The organism is Herbiconiux sp. A18JL235 (assembly GCF_040939305.1).
GTDB lineage: Bacteria > Actinomycetota > Actinomycetes > Actinomycetales > Microbacteriaceae > Herbiconiux.
In genome coordinates this window covers 3879600-3897636 of record NZ_CP162511.1, presented here as the reverse complement: position 1 = coordinate 3897636, position 18037 = coordinate 3879600, and the positions used below count along the sequence as shown (strand labels likewise).

Below are 18037 nucleotides of genomic sequence, written 5' to 3'. Positions count from 1 at the left end.
GTCGCCTCCTCCCGCCCCGCCACCCTCGTTCAGGTGTCTGGAGTCGCGCGCCATCCGCTCGCTAGAGTTCACCCATGACGAGCCCAGAACCCCTCAGCCCCGGTCGCTACCGTGCGACGCTCATCCTGGGCCTGGTGCTCGCCGTGGTGGCCTTCGTCATCGGGCTCGTCGTCGTGGTGCTGAACCTCAACCCGCTGTTCGGCTGGTTCTTCCTCGTCGTCGGCGCGGTGGTCGCCGTCATCGCCATCCTGCAGCTGGTGCGCCAGAGCCGCCGCTGACTCAGCCCCACCAGAACGCGCGACCGGCGCCCACCCAGCGGGCGAAGCCGGCGGGCGAGGAGGCGAGCTGCGGGGGCAGCGTCTCGGAGCTGAACCAGTCGCTGACGGCGACATCGGGCATGCGCTCGGCGAGCGCCGAGAGGGTCGCGCCGAAGACCTCCTGCGGGTCGTAGCGGGCGCGGAAGCTCGTGTCGGTGCCGTGCACCGTGAGGAGCACTTCGTCGGGGCGGGGTCGTTCGAGCAGCACGTGGTAGCTGATGTTGAACCTGCCGCCGCCCCCGCTCACGAGTGCCTCGGTGAGGTTCGCGCGGAACCAGCGCATCCGGCCGCCCAGGCGGTAGAGGCGCAGGTTCGGGCCCGATCCCTCGACGTCGCGCGGGCGGAAGCCCAGCCCCGACTGCAGTGCGCGGTCGAGCTCGGCGATCGCCTCGTCGATGCGGTGCGGCGGGCCCGAGATCGCGGCGGTCGGCGAGACGCTCACCCGCAGGCGCTCGAGTGCCGCCTGCGCGTCGGCGTGCGGGTCGACCCCGTTCGCATCAGACGGATGCTCAGCCACGTCGCCGCCCGCCCGAGAGCAGGTCGTCGGTGACGACCCCGGCCACGCGGCGTGCTGCAGCGACGACCGCGGCGTCATCGGCTCCGGAGTCGGCGGCGGCCTGTACGGCGGCGTTGATGGAGAGCAGGGCCATGCGCAGCATGACGATCGACTCCGCTGTCGCCTCGGGCAGCAGACGGCTCAGGGCGTCGGCGAACCGACACACGACACGAACGCGGCAGCAGCTCGCACGGCACTCGATCTCTGGCTGACGATGTGGAACGGCGACGGCACCATCGCGCGACGCATCTGCGCCGCCGACTTTCGCATCCATTTCGCCGTGACCGAGGTCGACGGGTCGACTCCCGCCGACGACATCCGCTCGGCCGACGACTTCGCGACCTACCTCGACTGGTGGCACGGCCAGCACCCCGGGGTCGTGTTCACGGCCATCGCCGATGCGATCGACGGCCGGCACGGGCGACTGCTCTGGGACACGGAGGCGGGCGAGCTGCACATCGGTGGGGTCGACGTGTTCGACTTCGACGGCGACGGGCGGGTCACCCGCGTGTGGTCGGTGGGCGGGCAGCGCAGCATGCGGAGCGGGTCGGGCGCCTGAGAGTCGGCGCACTGAGCGTCGGTGGCGGCTGAGAGGATGAACCCATGAAGCGCGCCGAGCGGCTGTACGCCCTCGTCGACGTGCTGCGCCGTGCAGTCCGGCCGTGGTCGGCCACGCGCCTGGCGCGCGAGTTCGAGGTGTCGACCCGCACCATCGAGCGCGACATCGGGTCGCTGCAGAGCGCCGGCGTGTCCGTCTACGCCGACCACGGGGCGACGGGCGGCTACTCCATCCTCCGCGAGTACTCGCTGCCGCCGCTCAAGCTCACGGCCGCCGAGTCGCTCGCCACCCTCGCCGGGCTGGCGCTGCTCGACTCCTCGCCCTACCAAGCCGCCGCCCGCCGTGCCAGGGCGAAGGTCGCCGCGACCGTGCACCACGAAGACCTGGCGCCGGTGCGAGAACTGCTCCGGTCGATACGGGTCATCGACGCTGTCCCGCCGCCTGACGGCGCCGTTCCGCTCGGCCTGCTCGCCGACGTGATCGCTGCCCGCCGTGTCGTGAGACTCACCTATGCTGACAATGACGACGACGGCAGCCCGAAGGTCACCGTGCGCGACGTCGAGACCCTGGGTCTCCTGCGGGCCGGGGAGTCGTGGCTGCTCGCCGGCTGGTGCCGGCTCCGCGACGCCATCCGCGGCTTCCGCATCGAGCAGATCACGCACCTCGAGATCCTCGACGAGGTCGCCCCTGCGCGCGACCCCGGTCTGTGGGACGCCGACCTCGCCCGGTGGCCGAGCCGCGACCTCGCGTGACGATCGCGCATCCGCTCAGGCCCTGGTGGCTCGCTTCCTCCGGCCGAGAACGCGGGTGCGGCTGAGTGCGACGACGCCGCTCGCCGCGAGGGCGATGAATCCCGCGATGCCGGCGACATAGATCACGACGGTGCCGTACCCGCCGGGTTGGGCGGGGTTCAGGAACGGGTACGGGTACCACCCCACGATGGGGCCGCGGATGAGGGTGTACACGGCCCAGACGATGGGGAACACGATGATCGCCCAGATCGCCGACCAGGGCAGCGCCCGCTTGCCGGGCGAGACGATCCACACCAGCACGACGTACAACGGTGCCCAGACGTGGAGGATCTCGTTCGACCACTCCAGGGTCTGTCCCTGAGGCAGCTCGATGTTCCGCAGGAGCAGGTTGTAGACCACGCCGGTGGTCGCCATGTAGGTGGTGACGGCCGCGTATCCGAGGTTGAACCACGGCGGATCGACACGCGTGGTGAAGCAGAACCAGGCCCCGACCAGCAGGGCGATCGCGGCGAGCGCGTTCGAGAGGATCGTGAAGAAGCTGAAGAAGTTCACCAGGAAGTGAGCGAGATCGGGCTGACCGAGGCTGAGGGAGTGCACGAGCTGGCCCACGACCGCCGCGACGATCACTCCCGCCGCGATCACGCGCACGACACCGAAGATTCTCCGCATGGCCACACCTTAGGCTCTGGCCGCTGGTGATCGGTGCGGCGGGCGGTGGTGTCAGGTGGTCTGCCGGTGCTGCAGCTCGGGCGGGAAGATCACGCGCTCGTGGTGATGCTCGTCGGGAGAGTTCAGTTCGTCGAGGAGCAGTTCGGTCGCGCGGGCTCCCATGAGGTCGCTCGGCTGCCGGATCGAACTGAGCGCCGGTGACACCGCAGACGCGTAGGAGATGTCGTCGTAGCCGATCACGGCGACCTGCCCCGGAATGGCGATGGAGTTCTCGTGGAGGGCTCGGATGGCGCCGAGGGCCATGATGTCGTTGGCCGCGAAGATCCCGTCGAAGGAGGGCGCGCCCCGGGCGAGCAGCTCCGCCACGGCTTCATGCGCGGCCTCCGAGGTGAACGCCGAGACCGTCACGAGCTCGACGGTCACCCCGGCGGCCCGGGCGGCGTGCAGGGCGCCCTCGATCCTCGCCCTCGCCTGATGGATGCGCGCAGGCCCGTCGAGGATGAGGATGCGACGCCGTCCGGTTCGGAGGAGGTGCGTCACCGCCAGAGCGCCACCCGAGGCGTCGTCGACGGCGACGGAGCAGGTGTTCTCCAGGTCGGGGGCGTCGTCGATGAGCACTGTCGGAGTCCCCTGGCGATGCAACGCGGCGAGCTGGGCCGACACGTCGCCGATGGGCGAGAGGATCACCCCGGCGACCCTCTGCTCCTGGAACAACTCGAGGTACGACGCCTCCTTGGCGGCGTTCTCCTTGGTGTTGCCGAGGATGACCGCGAGACCGGCGTCGTTGGCGACCCGCTCCACGCCCTCGACGAACTCCGTGAAGAAGGGGTTCGAGATGTCGAGCACGAGCAGGCCGATCGACCTCGCGCGCCCCAGCCTCAGGTCACGAGCGGCGAAGTTGCGCACGTAGCCGAGTTCGACGATCGCGTCGCGCACGCGTTCGGCGGTCTTCGTGGCGAGGATCTCGGGTCGGTTGAAATAGTTGGAGACCGTTCCGACCGACACGCCGGCGCGGGCAGCCACGTCGCTGATTCCCACATCACCCACGCTCGAACCCCTTTTCGTTGCGAGCTTGACTCTAACCGTCATCGTTCCTATAGTGCAGTTGAATGCATTCAATAAAGCAATCGACGGTCCATCCGGACCGAGCCCCTTACCAAGGAAGTTGAGGCGAGGCATGAGAAAGCCTGTCATCGCAGCGGTCGGCATCGCTGCAGTTCTAGCTCTCGCGGGCTGCTCGAGCAGCTCCGCGCCCGCGGCGACGGAGATCACCGCAGGCCCCGCCACGGGGTCGCTCGATTTCCAGAGCTGGACCCCGACGCAAGACACCTTCGATGCGATCTCCGCCTCGTTCGTCTCGGAGAACCCCGACGTGAAGGTGACGGGGACGCTGTCGCCGTTCGAGGACTATCAGACGGCGCTGCAGACGCAGCTCAGAAGCGGCGGCGGCCCCGATGTCTTCGTGGTGCAGCCGGGCGCCATGCTGAACCAGTACCAGCAGTACATCGAACCCATCAACTCCTACGCCGAGGCGTTCAGCGGGAGCGAATGGCGCGACGCCTACAACACCGACCCGCTCGCTCGAGCGACCATCGGCGACCAGACCTATGGGCTGCCCATCGGTTACGGGGTGGCCGGCTTCCTCTGGGTGAACAAGACGATCCTCGAGGAGCAGGGCCTCGACGTGCCGACGAACTACGACGAACTGGTCTCGGTGTCGAAGGCGCTGCAGGCCAAGGGCATCGCCCCCATCGCGTTCGGCGCGAAGGACACCTGGCAAGACGTCGACTACTATCTCGCCATCGCCGCGTCGCTCAACAAAGACGCGCTCTACGCAGCGCTCGACGGGTCGGGGAGCTGGACCGAACCCGACCTGGTGAAGGCGTTCGGCCTGTGGCAGCAGCTCTTCGCAGACGGGGTGGTGCAGGAGGGAGCCGCGGGCGCGTCGACGTACACCGACACCTACGACCTCTTCACCCAGGGCAAGGCGGCGTTCTTCGCGAACGGATCGTGGAACCTCGACATGTACAAGAACTCGCTCGATCTCGTCGGCTCCGACGACATCGACGTGATCCCCCTCCCCGTTCCAGGCGGCGACGACACGGCGCCCATCACGGGTGACGTCACCGGCATCGTCGTCGTGAACAAGAACAGCGAGAACAAGGCGGCTGCCTTCCAGCTCGCCCGGTTCATGAGCGAGGGCGCCGGTGCGCAGGTCTTGACGGATGCGGCACTCGACTTCCCCGTCACCAAGGACGGCCCGGCCCCGTCTGAACTGCCGGCAGCTGCCGACCAGGCACGCGCATCCATTCAGGGCCTCATCGCCGACGACCTCGCCGGCTACCGGCAAGTGCCGTCGGCGTCGGTGAACACGGCGCTCGGCGACGCCCTCGTCGGGCTCATCAGTTCGGGACTGTCGCCCGACGATGCGGCGTCGCGGGTTCAAGAAGCCGCTGACAACGCCTGATCGCTTCGAGGAGGAAGACGCATGTCCGTCACCACAGCCCACCAGGAGCCGGCAGTCGCCGGACTGCGTCCCCCTCCGCCGGAGTCGACGGTGCCGCCGCCGCGCAAGCGGCGGAGCACCGCCGACGCCGGGTGGCGGAAGGGCTGGCTCGGGCCCGTCCTGATCCTCCCCGCCCTGGCGATCTTCGCGATCTACATCGCGTACCCCGTCGTCGCCAACGTCATCACCAGCTTCTTCGGCAACACCGAGAACGACCCCGTGCTGCGTTTCGTGGGCTTCGACAACTACGAGTGGGTGGCCACGGCCCGGCCGTCGCTCATCGCCTTCCGCAACGTGCTCGTCTGGGCGGTGCTGACGGTGCCGCTGCAGATGATCCTCGGGCTGCTCTTCGCCGTCGCGCTGCAGGGAAAAGGGCTGCTGCGCGGGCTCCTGCGCACCCTTCTCTTCCTTCCCGTCGTGCTGACTCCCGTCGTCGTCGGCTACCTCTACGCCGACCTGCTCGAAGCATCCAACGGGCCCGTCAACACGGCTCTGCGGCAGCTCGGGCTGGGCTTCGCCACCCAGCAGTGGCTGGCCGACCCGGCGATCGCGCTCCCCGTGGTCGCCGTGGTCAACGTGTGGATGTGGACGGGGTTCAGCATGGCGATCTACCAGGCGGCCTTGAGCGGCCTCGACGACGAGGTTCTCGAGGCCGCTTCGCTCGACGGAGCCACCCGCTGGCAGACGCTCCGGCACATCATTGTGCCGATGTTGCGCCCGGCACACTTCTCGCTCCTCATCCTCGGGGTGATCGGAACGCTGAAGACATTCGACCTCGTCTACGTGCTCACGCGCGGCGGGCCCGATAATGCCAGCCAGGTTCCGACGACCCTGCTGTTCCAGATCCTGCTCGACGGGCGGGATGGCCGCGCTGCGGCCATCGGAACGGTCGTGTTCCTCCTGGCGATGATCATCACGGCGGTGCAGCTGCGCCAGTACCTCAAGGGGAGCAAGTCATGAGGCCGGGCCGGCTCGCTCTCGTCGTCATGCTCGCCGTGACGGTGCTCTGGATGCTTCCGCTCTACCGCCTCGTCACCGTCTCGCTCTCGCAGGGCGGGCTCGACAACTACGCGGAGGTCATCTCCCAGGAGGGAATCTTCCGCTACCTCCTGAACAGCGCGATCGTCACAGCGGCGACGGTGGTCGCGGTGCTGGCGCTGGCGTCGGTGTCGGCCTTCGCCTTCAGCAAGCTCCGGTTTCCCGGTCGCAACGTCCTGTATGCCGTCGTGCTCGCCGGGCTCATGATCCCGGTCGCGGCCATCCTGGTTCCGCTCAGCCAGATCCAGCAGGCATTCGGCCTCTACAACACCTACCCCGGCCTCATCCTCCCCTATACGGCCTTGGCGCTGCCCTTCGCGCTCGTGCTCCTGCGGGGTGCGTACGACGCGCTGCCCGATCAGCTGCTCGAGGCGGCGGTGGTCGACGGCGCCGGCACGTGGCGGGCGTTCCTTCGCGTCATGCTCCCATTGACGACGCCGACTCTCGTCATGGTCGGCATCTGGACGTTCCTGAACTCCTGGAACGAGTTCCTGCTGGCTCTGTTGTTCATGTCGGCCCCCGACATGCGCACCGTCACCGTGATTCCCGCGAGCTTCCAGCTGGCCTTCTTCGTCGACGTGCCGAAGATCTTCGCGGCCCTCGTGATCATCCAGCTCCCCGTCGTGCTGCTCTATGCAGCGCTCCAGGGCAAGTTCCAGCGAGGCCTGACCGCCGGAGCGATCAAGTGACCCAGAAGGTGTGCTTCCTGCTCCGCATCGACTCGGAGGCGATCGACGAGTACGTCGAACGGCACCGCACGATCTGGCCCGAGATGCTGCACGCCCTCAAGGAGTGCGGCTACCGCAACTACTCGATGTTCGCCGACCCGACAGGTCTGCTGGTGGGATACCTGGAGACGGACGACTTCGAGCTGTCGAGCCGGGCGATGGCGGCGAGCGAGGTGCAGCACGCCTGGGATGCGTACATGACAGCGATGTTCCGCGACGTCGACGAGGCCCGCCCGGTGGGCTCCGTGGTGCCGCTGCTTCACGCATTCGACCTCGACCGGCAGCTCGCGGAGGTGGTGGCATGAGTGTCGACCACCCGCTTCGGGTCGCCCTCGTAGGCACCCCGTCGCACCCCGAAGTGGAGTGGAACGACGCCTCTCTCACCAGGCTTCGCGCGCTCGGGTTCAACGCGGTGCAGCTGAACATCGCCTGGTCGTACCGGCCCGACGACGAGGTGCTGAATCTCGAGGACGTCATCGCGATCCCGGGCGCCCCGGAACCGCTCGCGGGCCAGGGCCGACGAGGGAACGGTGAGCGGCGAGCCCGGCTGACCGCCCGGGCCCGACTGGCCCGTCGACACGGGTTCAGAACGATTCTCCACGTCGGGATTCCCTTCCAGGGCAGAGCCGGCTTCGACGGTGCGCCCCTGCCCCAGTGCATCTCCGACCCCGGCGTCACTGACCGGTACGAGAAGGCTCTCTCGCTTCTCGCCCAGGCGATTCCCGAGATCGACGACATCCTCGTCTACACCTACGACCAGGATGCTTGGCTCTGCAGCGAGTTCGGTGGGTGCGACCGCTGCCTCGGTGTTCCCCTCCACGAGAGGCTGCCGCGGTTCCTGAACGGGCTGGGGGAGGCGTGGAACCGTTCACGACCGAACGGACGGGTGTGGTGGGAACCCTGGGAACTCTCCTCCGGGCAGGCACTGGCGTGCGTTCCCCGCCTCGACCCGTCGCGCCTGGGCGTGATGGTGCACAACACCATCGGGGAGGTCATCAGCACACGTCCTGCCGACGCCTTCGTGCGGAACCTAGCCACCGCTGCCGCCTCGCGGGGCCTGCCCGTCGTGGTCGAGATCTTCCTGTCGTCGTCCAACGAAGAGGTCGAGCCGTGGACGCACCTGCCTGTCCCGCTCGTCACGATCGAGCAGCTGCGCGCCGTCGATCGTGTCGTCGGCGTGAGCGGTGTGAAGGAGTACTTCGGATTGCGGCTCGACGAGTTCGACGTGAACCTCAACGCCGCCGCAGCCTACTTCCGCGCACCGAACCGAACCGATGGCGAGCTGCTCGACGACGTCGCCGCGCTCTTCGGGGAAAAGTGGCTCCCGCGCTTCTGGACCCTCGCCAGTGAGGCCTACTCCCTGTACCCCTGGGATGCGAGCTGGTTCGGCCGTCAACTCGGCAGGAGTCAGCCCGTGCACGAGACGACCGCGGCGACGGTGAGGGGTGCCCAGACCTCGGCCTCTGCCTGGGACACACCCGCGTGGCGTTCATCGCGGCATGCGGTCTTCATGCGAACCGACAATGGTGAGCCGCATCCGTGGCTGCTCGAAGACGTGGGTCTGCGATGCTCTCAGGCCGCCGATCGCATGACGGATGCCCTCGCGGTGTTCGACAGGGAACCCTGGGTCGATCGAGCTGAGCACCTCGAGACCCACCTGCAGCTCCAGCGTCTGCAGGCCCTCGGCTTCGTCACGCGGACCAGGGCGTACGCCTTCCACATCCGGGAGACCCTTCTCGCCTGTGTGCTCCGCTCTGAACCTCGCCCTTTCCTTCGCGACGAGCTGCGGCGCACCTTGGAGGCCGACCTGGCGAATCAGGAGCGGGAGGTGCTCCGGCTGGCGGAGGTCGAGGCTTTGGGTGCGCCGGAGATCTCGGAGGTCGCCGGTCTCCAAGCGACCGAGAAATGGGTGGTGCAGACGCGCACCGACCTCGACGGCATCAAGGATGCTCTCTCGACTCTCACCCGATCGCTCCCGGAATATCTCGCGACCTACTCGCTCGCCGTGCCGGGAGTCGCGCGTGCCGGTCAGTTCTCACTGACCTCCCGCTGAAACCGACAACATTGGAGATCACGATGGCCGATCACGTCCGCCCAGCTCGCATCACCGCCGGGGTGCTGGCAGCAGCCCTTCTCATGGGAGGTCTCGTCTCCCTCACGCCGAGTCCCGCCGAAGCCGCAGGAACAGTGACGCAGAACGCGACGGCGAAGACACTCACCGCGTCGAGTTCGGGAACGACGATGACGCTGGACTACAACAACCGCGCCGCGATCTCGTCGCTTCTCGTCTCGGGAACCGAGACTCTGGCATCCGGGCAGCCCGGCTACTCGACACTGCAGCTCGACTCGGACGGGAGCACGCTGTCGAGTCAGGCGCTGGCGCAGTCACCTTCGGTCTCGGTCTCGGGGAACACGGCGACCGTGTCGTTCACGATGTCGAACAGCAAGGTGAGTGCGGCGGAGGTCTGGACTCTCACGGCGAACACCTCTGACATCTCGCTGGCGATCGCCCGCACAGTGACATGGGCGGGAGGCGCGAGCGGGTCGATCCGGGACAGCAGCATGCCGCGGATGACCTTCAAGCAAGACCAGTGGAACAACGCGCACCTCGCCGGCTCGGGCGGGTCGATCCCTCTCTGGGGCGCGCAACTGCTCACCGCGAGCTCCGCACAGCTCACCGATGGCAGCCCGGCCTTCCCGACGGGCCTCAGCCTCGAGAAGGGCGGCAATCGTGTCGTGCAGACGCAGAACAGCATCCGTCTGCTCAACGACGCGCCTACCGGACTCGATGTGAACGCCAGCCCGAACCGCAACGGCGCAGTCTCCTTCCTGCGCGAGGGCACGAGCAGCCCCGGTGGTCTCACGACGTCGTGGTCGCAGAGCTCTGCGGCCTGGGGCTACACCAACCAGAATCCGAAAGGCTACGCCGAAGCCGTCTCCGGTCTCGGGAGGTTTGCCACCGGTGGAGCTCTCCTCTTCGCGCCGGTGACGGTCGCGAGCGGGCAGCAGGACACGGTGACTCTGACCTTCGCGACGACGCCGACGTCGGCATCGTACGACGTGGGGACCATCAAGGGTTTCGACAGCAGCCAGGTCGCCCACGCCATCAAGGACTTCGGAGCGGCGATGATGCAGGACAGCACCATCGGCGCTTCATCGGAGCGGTCGTTCCGCTCCGCCAAGGCCCCGCCGTTCACCATGCTGTTCAACGTGTACGTGGCGGAGCTGCTGCAGAGCGATGAGGCGTTCGCGTCGATGCGAAAGCAGTTCCTCGACATCAAAGACGGCCTCCAGCGCTCTGACGGCATGCTGGGCTGCTGCACGCCGTTCGCGGTGCAAGCCATCCCCTCGACCCTGCCCGACTACCTGACGACGGACGGAGTGTTCGCGTACGTGGCGGCAGTCGCGACCCTCTACGAGCTCGCTCCCGATCCCGCCTGGCTGCAGCAGATGAAGCCGTCGATCGAGGCGGCGCTCGCCTATGCAGACGGCCACCTCAAGATCACGTCGGGAATCACGGCGGGTCTCTACAGCAACTACCAGTGCGGACAACCCGCGCCACTCACCGGGTGCGTGAAGCACAACAGTGACTGGAACGACCTGTACCAGATCGGCCAGGTCAACGCTTATCAGAACGTGCTCGCGTATCACGCCCTCACGCAGTGGGCAGCTCTCGAGAACTCGGTGCTCGGCAGTCCGTCCCTCGCCGCCGGTTACACCTCGTCGGCGTCGGCCCTCCGCACGAAGTTCAATCAGGCCGGCGCCGACGGAGGGTTCTGGTCGACCTCCAGCCAGACGTTCGAGTACACGCGAGACCTGAACGGCACCCTCGTCAAGGACTGCAAGAACCTCTTCGCCAACGGGTACGCGGTGCAGTACGGTCTCGTGAACGACGACCGTGCGCGCGTGATCGCCGGGCAGCTTCGCAGCAGCTACTACTCGACCTTCTGGCGACTCCACGGCTCCAACCCCGTGAGCTGCGCCACCACCGAGACCGATCTCTACTTCCCCTTTTTCGAAGACGGCGGGGTGCACCTGCTGATGGAGCAGCCCGCCGCCCAGATCGGGCTGACCCTCTCCGATCGCTCCTACAACGTGAACTCTGCGCACACCGTTGCGGAGCGCTATCCGCAAGACCACTTCTGGGGAATGAGCAACATCCAACCCGACACCCTCGCCGTGCGCCGCGACGTCTACCAGGAGACCTGGATGTCGAACAACATCCTCGGCTTGTGGCCGCTGTTCCACGACGTGCTCGGCTTCCAGCCGACGAGGGACCGGCTCGATCTCGCCCCCTACATCGACAACAGCTTGATCGGGAGCAGCGTGCCGTACTCCGTTCGAGGTCAGCACAGTGTGATCGTCGACTACCTGGCGCTCGAGAGCTATCGCGTCACCGCAGACGGGTCTGTCCCGATCCGGATCGGGTGGCGCGACCGGCAGCCAGGTGTCCAGTACACCGTCCGCGTCGACGGCACTCCGCAGTCGGTGACGGCGGATGCGGCGGGCAAGGTGTGGCTGACCACGACGGGAAGTGGCGCCCACACGTACACGATCGACTCGGTCGCGCTCGTGACTCTCGACGACAGCAAGGCCGCCTTCTCGGGTACGTGGGGGCCTGCTGCGGGCAGCGCCTTCTTCGGGGGGAGCATCGCGCTGTCGTCGACGACCGGATCGGCTGCGACTTTCGATTTCACGGGAGACGCGATCGGGTTCACCGGGTCGACCGGCACTGACAAGGGCCGAGCCCGCATCGAGGTCGACGGTATCGATCTCGGAACCGTCGACTACTTCTCGACCAACCCCGAGAACCAGAAGACGATCTTCGATCAGGCGGGGTTCGGCCCGGGCGCTCATCGGCTCACCGTGACGGCCCTCGGCACGAAGAGCGCCGCTTCGACCGGAACCCAGATCAACATCGACGCCCTGAGGCTGCCGGGGGTTCCCTCGCCTTCAGACCCGGTCGACGATGTGCACTTCGCCTACTCGGGAGCCTGGTTCACCGACCAGTACGGGAAATTCCTCGACGGCACCATCCACGGCACCTCGACCGCCGGTGCAACTGCGACCAAGGTCTTCAGCGGCACGTCGTTCGACCTCTTCGGCGCGAAAGGACCCGACAAAGGCAAGGCGCAGATCTCCGTCGACGGCGGCGCGCCCCAGGTCGTCGACTTCTACTCGGCATCGGGGCAGAACCAAGCGACGATTGCCACGATCTCCGGGTTGAGCGCCGGTCTCCATACGGTCGTGATCACAGCGCTCGGCCAGAAGAGCTCAGCGTCGAGCGGTGTTCAGGTGACGGTCGACGGCATCCGGGTGAGGCAGTGAATCGCCCTCACCCGGCCCCCGCCGCGCGCAGCGTCACGACCATGGTCGAGCCGCCGCCGGGCGTCTCCTCGAACTCGAGGGTGCCGTCCATCCCCTCGACGAAACCCTTCGAGAGAGCGAGGCCGAGGCCGAGGCCGGTGGTGTTGTCGACGTCGCCGAGGCGCTGGAAGGGCACGAAGATGTCGTCGCGACGCTCTTCGGACACGCCCGGCCCGCGGTCGATGACGCGGATCTGCACCGTGTCATGGAAAGCGGATGCGGCCACCGCCACCGCCTGATCGGCCGGCGAGTACCGGAGTGCGTTGGAGAGCAGGTTGACCAGCACCCGCCCGAGCAGCACCGGGTCGGCCTCCACCTGGGGCAGGTCGGCGGGGAGGTCGAGGTCGACGGCCGTCGGGCCGACGTCGAGCTCCTCGAGAGCGGCGGGCACGAGGTCGGCGAGGTCGGTGGGCCGGGGCGAGACGGCGAGCACGCCGGCCTGAACCCGGCTCACGTCGAGGAGGTCGGTGAGCAGGCGGGTGAGCTGGTCGAGTCCGGTTTCGGCCGTGTCGAGGAGCACGTCGCGATCGGCCGGCGACAGGGTCGCGCCCGGAGCGCGCAACCCGGTGATCGCGGCGGTGGCGGCGGCCAGCGGTCGACGGAGGTCGTGGCCGACGGCGGCGAGCAGGGCGCTGCGCACCCGGTCGGCCGCGGCGAGCGGGGCCATCTCGCGGGCCGTCTGCTCAAGGTCGGCGTGCTCGAGCGCCGTCGCGAGCTGGGCGACGATCACCCCGAGCAGCCGGCGGTCTGACGACTCGAGCGAGCGGCCATGCAGCTCGAGGGTGGCGTCGTCGTCGATGGGGATGCGCACCCCCGTCTCGTCGCCCGCCGGCTCCCCGTCGCCCGCCAGCACCCGCTCGCGCACCGCACCGAGCTCGGCTCGACCCGCCCCCATGGCGCCCGCCCCCACGGCGTCCGGCCTCACGGCGTCGGCCCCCACGGCTGGCGCCCCCACGACGCCGGGCCCCGCGGCGTCTGCGGCGAGGGCGCCCGCCCCCACGGCGTCCACCCCCACGGCGCCGGGCCCCGCGGCGTCTGCGGCGACGGCGCCCGCCCCGACGGCGCCCGCCCCGACGGCGTCGGCCCCCGCGGCGCCCGCCCCCACGGTGTCGGGTTCGCGAATCAGGATGCGCACCCCGGTCAGCCCGAAGGCCTCGCGCGTGCGCGTCACGAAGGCCTGCAGCGAGTCCTGCCCGCGCAGCACCTCGCCCGCGACACCCGCGATGAGCTCCGACTCGGCGGCCGAGCGCCGCGCCGACCGCGAACGCCGCGCCGCCTGGTCGACCACGATCGACACCAGCACCGCGATGACGACGTAGAGCACGAGCGACAGCGCGTGCCTCGGGTTGTCGATGTGCACCGTGTAGAGCGGATCGACGAAGAGGAAGTCGAGCGTCACCCCCGACAGCACCGCGGCGAACAGCGCCGGCCAGATGCCTCCCACCAGCGCCACGACCACCACGAGCAGCTGGTAGCTCAGCACGTCGGAGGTGATCGACTCCTCGTTGTGGAACAGCGACAGCAGCCAGGTGAGCAGCGGCCCGCCGGCAAGGGCCAGCACGAAGCCCAGGATGCGCCGCCGCAGCGTGAGCGATCCTCGCGCGAGGGGGAGGGAGACCCGGCCGCCGGCGGCGGGGTGGTTGACGATGTGCACGTCGATGTCGCCGGATTCGCGGATGACGGTCGCGCCGATGCCTGCTCCGGTGACGAGCGCGGCGAGGCGGGAGCGGCGGCTGACGCCGATGACGAGCTGGGTCGCGTTCGCCGATCGCGCGAACTCCACCAGCGCGGCGGGGATGTCGGTGCCGACGACTTGGTGGAAGGTGCCCCCGAGGCTCTCGACCAATAACCGTTGGGCGGCGAGGGCTCCGGGGTCGGCTTGGCGGAGACCGTCCTGGCTGGTGACGTGCACGGCCAGCAGCTGCCCGCCCGCGGAGCGGGCGGCGATGCGGGAGCCGCGGCGGAGGAGGGTCTCGCCTTCGGGGCCGCCGGTGAGGGCGACGACGACGCGTTCGCGGGCTTCCCATTTCTGGCCGATGCCGTGCTCGACCCGGTACTTCTGCAGCGACGAGTCGACCTCGTCGGCGAGCCACAACAACGCGAGTTCACGCAGGGCGGTGAGGTTCCCGAGCCGGAAGTAGTTCGACAGGGCCGCGTCGATCCTCGCCGCCGGATACACGACGCCTTCGGAGAGGCGGTCGCGGAGGGCTTGGGGGGCGAGGTCGATGACCTCGATCTGGTCGGCCTGTCGCAGCACCGCATCCGGGATCGTCTCGCGTTGGGGGACCCCGGTGATCTGCTGCACGACGTCGTTGAGGGACTCGATGTGCTGGATGTTCACGGTGGAGATCACGTCGATGCCGGCGTCGAGGAGGGTCTCGACGTCTCGCCACCGTTTCTCGTGCCGGGACCCGGGCGCGTTGCTGTGGGCGAGTTCGTCGACGAGCGCGACCCGGGGTGCACGGGCGAGCACCGCATCCAGGTCCATCTCCTCCAGGGTCACACCCCGGTGCGAGATGACGGCGCGGGGGACGATCTCGAACCCGGCCGTCATCGCTTTGGTCGCAGCACGCCCGTGGGTCTCCACGACCGCGACCACCACGTCCTTGCCCGCCGCACGCAGCCGCCTGCCTTCCTCGAGCATCGCGTAGGTCTTGCCCACCCCGGGCGCGGCCCCGAGCAGCACCCGCAACCGACCCTGCCTCACCACGCCTCCGCCACCCGCGGCGTCAGCCGGCCAGCTGCGACAGCGCCACGTTCAGCTGCAGCACGTTCACCGTCGGCTCACCCAGGTAGCCGAGGTCGCGGCCCTGCACGAAGGTGTCGACCAGCCCCTTCACCTGCTCCTCGCCGAGCCCGCGGGTCTTCGCGACGCGCGCGACCTGCTCGTAGGCGTACTCGGGGCTGATGTGCGGGTCGAGCCCCGAACCCGAGGTGGTGAGGGCGTCGACCGGAATGCCGTCGGCCGGCACACCGTCCGACTCCGCGATGGCCGCGCGCCTGGCCTCGATCTCGGCGAGGAAGTCGGGGTTCTCGGGGCCGTCGTTGCTGGCCACCGAGGCACCGCCGTCGTAGCCCGCGGCGGAGGGCCGCGACTGGAACCACTCCGGCAGCGCGGCGCCGTCGGCGTCGGCGAACGACTGGCCGAGGAGCGACGAGCCGACCGGCTTGCCGTCGACGGTCACGATGCTGCCGTTCGCCTGCGCCGGCAGGGCGAGCTGGCCGATGCCGAGCACGGCGACCGGGTAGGCGATGCCGAGCACGACGGTCGCGACGATCATGTAGCGGAGCGCGACCCAGTAAGGGCGGGCGAACCCGCGGGAGGTAGCCATGATGGGGATCCTGTTCTGAGAGACGGAGGGGAGAGGGGCCTAGAACCCGGGGAGGAGGCTCACGACGAGGTCGATCAGCTTGATGCCGATGAAGGGCGCGACCACCCCGCCCAGGCCGTAGATGAGGATGTTGCGGTTGAGGATGCGCGACGCCGACATGGGCCGGTACTTCACGCCCCGCAACGCCAGCGGGATGAGCGCGATGATGACGAGCGCGTTGAAGATCACCGCCGAGAGGATCGCCGAGGCCGGCGAGTGCAGCTGCATGATGTTGAGGAGCCCGAGGCCCGGGAACACCGCCGCGAACATCGCCGGGATGATGGCGAAGTACTTCGCGATGTCGTTCGCGATCGAGAAGGTGGTGAGCGCACCGCGGGTGATGAGCAGCTGCTTGCCGATCGCCACGATGTCGATGAGCTTCGTGGGGTCGGAGTCGAGGTCGACCATGTTGCCGGCCTCCTTCGCGGCACTCGTGCCCGTGTTCATCGCCACCCCGACGTCGGCCTGCGCGAGCGCGGGGGCGTCGTTCGTGCCGTCGCCGGTCATGGCGACCAGCCGGCCGCCCTCCTGCTCCTGGCGGATGAGCGCCAGCTTGTCCTCGGGCGTCGCCTCGGCGAGGTAGTCGTCGACCCCCGCCTCCTCGGCGATGGCTTTGGCGGTGAGCGGGTTGTCGCCCGTGATCATGACGGTGCGGATGCCCATCGAGCGCAGCTCGGCGAAGCGGGTGGCCATCCCCTCCTTCACGATGTCCTTCAGGTACACCACTCCGAGAACCTCCGCGGGCCGGCCGGGCTCGCGGGTGGCCACGACGAGCGGGGTGCCGCCGAGACCGGCGATGCGATCGGTCTGCTTCTGCAACTCGTCGAACAGCGAGCTGCCCGTCGTGCCCGTCTCGCGCGCCCAGGCGGTGACGGCCGAGCCCGCCCCCTTGCGGATCTGGCGGCCGTCGGCGAAGTCGACCCCGCTCATCCGGGTCTGGGCGGTGAAGGGAACGATCTCGCCGTCGATCTGCGACGGGCGACGGAAGCCCTGCGCCTCCGAGAGGTCGACGATCGACTTGCCCTCGGGAGTGGGGTCGGAGAGCGACGACAGGGCTGCGGCGTCACGGAGGGCCGCGGCCTCGACACCGGGGAGGGCGACGAACTTCGAGGCGCGCCGGTTGCCGTAGGTGATGGTTCCCGTCTTGTCCATGAGCAGCGTGGTCACGTCGCCGGCGGCCTCGACCGCGCGGCCCGACATGGCGAGCACGTTGCGCTGCACCAGACGGTCCATGCCGGCGATGCCGATGGCCGAGAGCAGCGCGCCGATGGTGGTCGGGATGAGGCACACCAGCAGGGCGACCATGACCGCGATGGAGGGCGTCGCATCCGAGTACCCGGCGATCGGGCCGAGGGTGAGCACCACGACGAGGAACACGATCGACAGGCTCGCCAGCAGGATGTTCAGGGCGATCTCGTTCGGCGTCTTCTGCCGCGAGGCCCCCTCGACGAGACGGATCATGCGGTCGACGAAGGTCTCGCCGGGCTTCGAGGTGATCACCACCACGATGCGGTCGGAGAGCACACGGGTGCCGCCGGTGACGGCACTGCGGTCGCCGCCCGACTCGCGCACCACGGGGGCCGACTCGCCGGTGATGGCCGACTCGTCGATGGAGGCGATGCCGTCGACGATGTCGCCGTCGCCCGGCACCAGCTCGCCCGCGGTGACCACCACCACGTCGCCGAGCCGCAGCTCGGCCGAGGCCACCTGCTCGGTGGGGGCGTGCAGGGCGGCGGCATCCGCTCGTTCGTCGTATCCGACGACGCGGCTGGCCATGGTGCTGGTGCGGGTGGCGCGCAGGGTGGCGGCCTGCGCCTTGCCGCGGCCCTCGGCGACGCTCTCGGCGAGGTTGGCGAAGAGCACGGTGAGCCACAGCCAGACGGCGATGGTCCAGGTGAAGGCGATGCTCGTCGCCTGCGGGCCCTCCTCGGCGGGAAGGAAGGGCTGCGCGACGGCGATCACCGTGGTGAGGGCCGCGCCGATCTCGACGAGGAACATCACCGGGTTGTGCCACATCTCGCGCGGGTCGAGCTTGCGGAAGGCGCCGGGCAAGCCCTTGGCGAGCTGGTCGAGGCTGAAGGTGGGGCGCCCGGCGGAGCGGGTGGGCGCATCCGGTGCGGTCGCGGTGGGGGTCGATGGCTCGGGGGAGCTGGTCGGGGTGAGGGTGGACATGG

16 protein-coding genes are annotated in these 18037 nt (G+C 68.9%); 9 read left to right on the top strand and 7 right to left on the bottom strand.

What is annotated here, in order from left to right:
- Nucleotides 1–74: 74 nt before the first annotated feature.
- Nucleotides 75–278, top strand: a complete 204-nt coding sequence (locus ABFY20_RS18395; RefSeq protein WP_368497649.1) for a hypothetical protein — start codon at nucleotides 75–77, stop codon at nucleotides 276–278.
- 1 nt (nucleotide 279) lies between these two features.
- Here the strand turns inward: ABFY20_RS18395 and ABFY20_RS18390 are convergent, their stop codons facing one another.
- Both ABFY20_RS18390 and ABFY20_RS18385 read right to left on the bottom strand, forming a co-directional pair.
- Nucleotides 280–834, bottom strand: coding sequence for a hypothetical protein (locus ABFY20_RS18390; RefSeq protein WP_368497648.1), 555 nt, complete (start codon nucleotides 832–834; stop codon nucleotides 280–282).
- Nucleotides 827–1039: a hypothetical protein gene (locus ABFY20_RS18385; RefSeq protein ID WP_368497647.1), complete on the bottom strand. Its 213-nt coding sequence runs from the start codon at nucleotides 1037–1039 to the stop codon at nucleotides 827–829. Before ABFY20_RS18385 ends, ABFY20_RS18390 begins: the two co-directional genes overlap by 8 nt.
- Nucleotides 1040–1087: 48 nt before the next feature.
- Between ABFY20_RS18385 and ABFY20_RS18380 the strand changes: the two genes are divergently transcribed.
- Nucleotides 1088–1432, top strand: coding sequence for a nuclear transport factor 2 family protein (locus tag ABFY20_RS18380; protein ID WP_368497646.1), 345 nt, complete (start codon nucleotides 1088–1090; stop codon nucleotides 1430–1432).
- A gap of 44 nt (nucleotides 1433–1476) precedes the next feature.
- Entirely contained in the window at nucleotides 1477–2184 is a 708-nt protein-coding gene (locus ABFY20_RS18375) for a helix-turn-helix transcriptional regulator (RefSeq protein ID WP_368497645.1), read from the top strand.
- A gap of 15 nt (nucleotides 2185–2199) precedes the next feature.
- Here ABFY20_RS18375 and ABFY20_RS18370 read toward each other — a convergent pair whose 3' ends face one another.
- Both ABFY20_RS18370 and ABFY20_RS18365 read right to left on the bottom strand, forming a co-directional pair.
- Nucleotides 2200–2853 carry a Pr6Pr family membrane protein gene (locus ABFY20_RS18370; RefSeq protein ID WP_368497644.1) on the bottom strand — a complete coding sequence of 218 codons (654 nt, stop codon included), beginning with the start codon at nucleotides 2851–2853 and terminating at the stop codon, nucleotides 2200–2202.
- A 51-nt stretch (nucleotides 2854–2904) separates the two neighbouring features.
- A complete protein-coding gene (locus ABFY20_RS18365; protein ID WP_368497643.1) occupies nucleotides 2905–3900 on the bottom strand; it encodes a LacI family DNA-binding transcriptional regulator in 996 nt (331 codons plus the stop codon).
- A 130-nt stretch (nucleotides 3901–4030) separates the two neighbouring features.
- On the opposite strand from ABFY20_RS18365, the gene ABFY20_RS18360 reads away from it, so the two are divergent.
- From ABFY20_RS18360 to ABFY20_RS18335, 6 genes are read left to right on the top strand one after another with little or no spacing between them, the layout of a single operon-like run.
- Entirely contained in the window at nucleotides 4031–5320 is a 1290-nt protein-coding gene (locus tag ABFY20_RS18360; protein ID WP_368497642.1) for an ABC transporter substrate-binding protein, read from the top strand.
- 21 nt (nucleotides 5321–5341) lie between these two features.
- Entirely contained in the window at nucleotides 5342–6319 is a 978-nt protein-coding gene (locus tag ABFY20_RS18355) for a carbohydrate ABC transporter permease (protein WP_368497641.1), read from the top strand.
- On the top strand, nucleotides 6316–7086 hold the full coding sequence (locus ABFY20_RS18350) for a carbohydrate ABC transporter permease (protein WP_368497640.1): 771 nt from the start codon (nucleotides 6316–6318) through the stop codon (nucleotides 7084–7086). Before ABFY20_RS18355 ends, ABFY20_RS18350 begins: the two co-directional genes overlap by 4 nt.
- Entirely contained in the window at nucleotides 7083–7430 is a 348-nt protein-coding gene (locus ABFY20_RS18345) for an L-rhamnose mutarotase (RefSeq protein WP_368497639.1), read from the top strand. Before ABFY20_RS18350 ends, ABFY20_RS18345 begins: the two co-directional genes overlap by 4 nt.
- The gene (locus tag ABFY20_RS18340; RefSeq protein ID WP_368497638.1) at nucleotides 7427–9178 is read left to right on the top strand and encodes a hypothetical protein; all 1752 of its coding nucleotides are present in this window, start codon (nucleotides 7427–7429) and stop codon (nucleotides 9176–9178) included. The genes ABFY20_RS18345 and ABFY20_RS18340 overlap by 4 nt, the downstream gene beginning before the upstream one ends.
- Before the next feature lie 23 nt (nucleotides 9179–9201).
- Nucleotides 9202–12453: a hypothetical protein gene (locus ABFY20_RS18335; protein ID WP_368497637.1), complete on the top strand. Its 3252-nt coding sequence runs from the start codon at nucleotides 9202–9204 to the stop codon at nucleotides 12451–12453.
- A 7-nt stretch (nucleotides 12454–12460) separates the two neighbouring features.
- Here the strand turns inward: ABFY20_RS18335 and ABFY20_RS18330 are convergent, their stop codons facing one another.
- From ABFY20_RS18330 to kdpB, 3 genes are read right to left on the bottom strand one after another with little or no spacing between them, the layout of a single operon-like run.
- The gene (locus tag ABFY20_RS18330) at nucleotides 12461–15199 is read right to left on the bottom strand and encodes a DUF4118 domain-containing protein (protein ID WP_368499825.1); all 2739 of its coding nucleotides are present in this window, start codon (nucleotides 15197–15199) and stop codon (nucleotides 12461–12463) included.
- A 22-nt stretch (nucleotides 15200–15221) separates the two neighbouring features.
- The gene (kdpC, locus tag ABFY20_RS18325) at nucleotides 15222–15824 is read right to left on the bottom strand and encodes a potassium-transporting ATPase subunit KdpC (RefSeq protein ID WP_368497636.1); all 603 of its coding nucleotides are present in this window, start codon (nucleotides 15822–15824) and stop codon (nucleotides 15222–15224) included.
- Between the two features lie 39 nt (nucleotides 15825–15863).
- On the bottom strand, nucleotides 15864–18035 hold the full coding sequence (gene kdpB, locus ABFY20_RS18320; RefSeq protein WP_368497635.1) for a potassium-transporting ATPase subunit KdpB: 2172 nt from the start codon (nucleotides 18033–18035) through the stop codon (nucleotides 15864–15866).
- Nucleotides 18036–18037: the final 2 nt, after the last annotated feature.

Bases quoted from the DNA above. Each gene is read 5' to 3' on its own strand.
- ABFY20_RS18350 (WP_368497640.1), top strand. From the start codon at position 6,316: ATGAGGCCGGGCCGGCTCGCTCTCGTCGTCATGCTCGCCGTGACGGTG.
- ABFY20_RS18370 (WP_368497644.1), bottom strand. From the start codon at position 2,853: ATGCGGAGAATCTTCGGTGTCGTGCGCGTGATCGCGGCGGGAGTGATC.
- kdpB (WP_368497635.1), bottom strand. From the start codon at position 18,035: ATGTCCACCCTCACCCCGACCAGCTCCCCCGAGCCATCGACCCCCACC.
- ABFY20_RS18355 (WP_368497641.1), top strand. From the start codon at position 5,342: ATGTCCGTCACCACAGCCCACCAGGAGCCGGCAGTCGCCGGACTGCGT.
- ABFY20_RS18335 (WP_368497637.1), top strand. From the start codon at position 9,202: ATGGCCGATCACGTCCGCCCAGCTCGCATCACCGCCGGGGTGCTGGCA.
- ABFY20_RS18375 (WP_368497645.1), top strand. From the start codon at position 1,477: ATGAAGCGCGCCGAGCGGCTGTACGCCCTCGTCGACGTGCTGCGCCGT.
- ABFY20_RS18360 (WP_368497642.1), top strand. From the start codon at position 4,031: ATGAGAAAGCCTGTCATCGCAGCGGTCGGCATCGCTGCAGTTCTAGCT.
- ABFY20_RS18340 (WP_368497638.1), top strand. From the start codon at position 7,427: ATGAGTGTCGACCACCCGCTTCGGGTCGCCCTCGTAGGCACCCCGTCG.
- ABFY20_RS18380 (WP_368497646.1), top strand. From the start codon at position 1,088: ATGTGGAACGGCGACGGCACCATCGCGCGACGCATCTGCGCCGCCGAC.
- kdpC (WP_368497636.1), bottom strand. From the start codon at position 15,824: ATGGCTACCTCCCGCGGGTTCGCCCGCCCTTACTGGGTCGCGCTCCGC.
- ABFY20_RS18395 (WP_368497649.1), top strand. From the start codon at position 75: ATGACGAGCCCAGAACCCCTCAGCCCCGGTCGCTACCGTGCGACGCTC.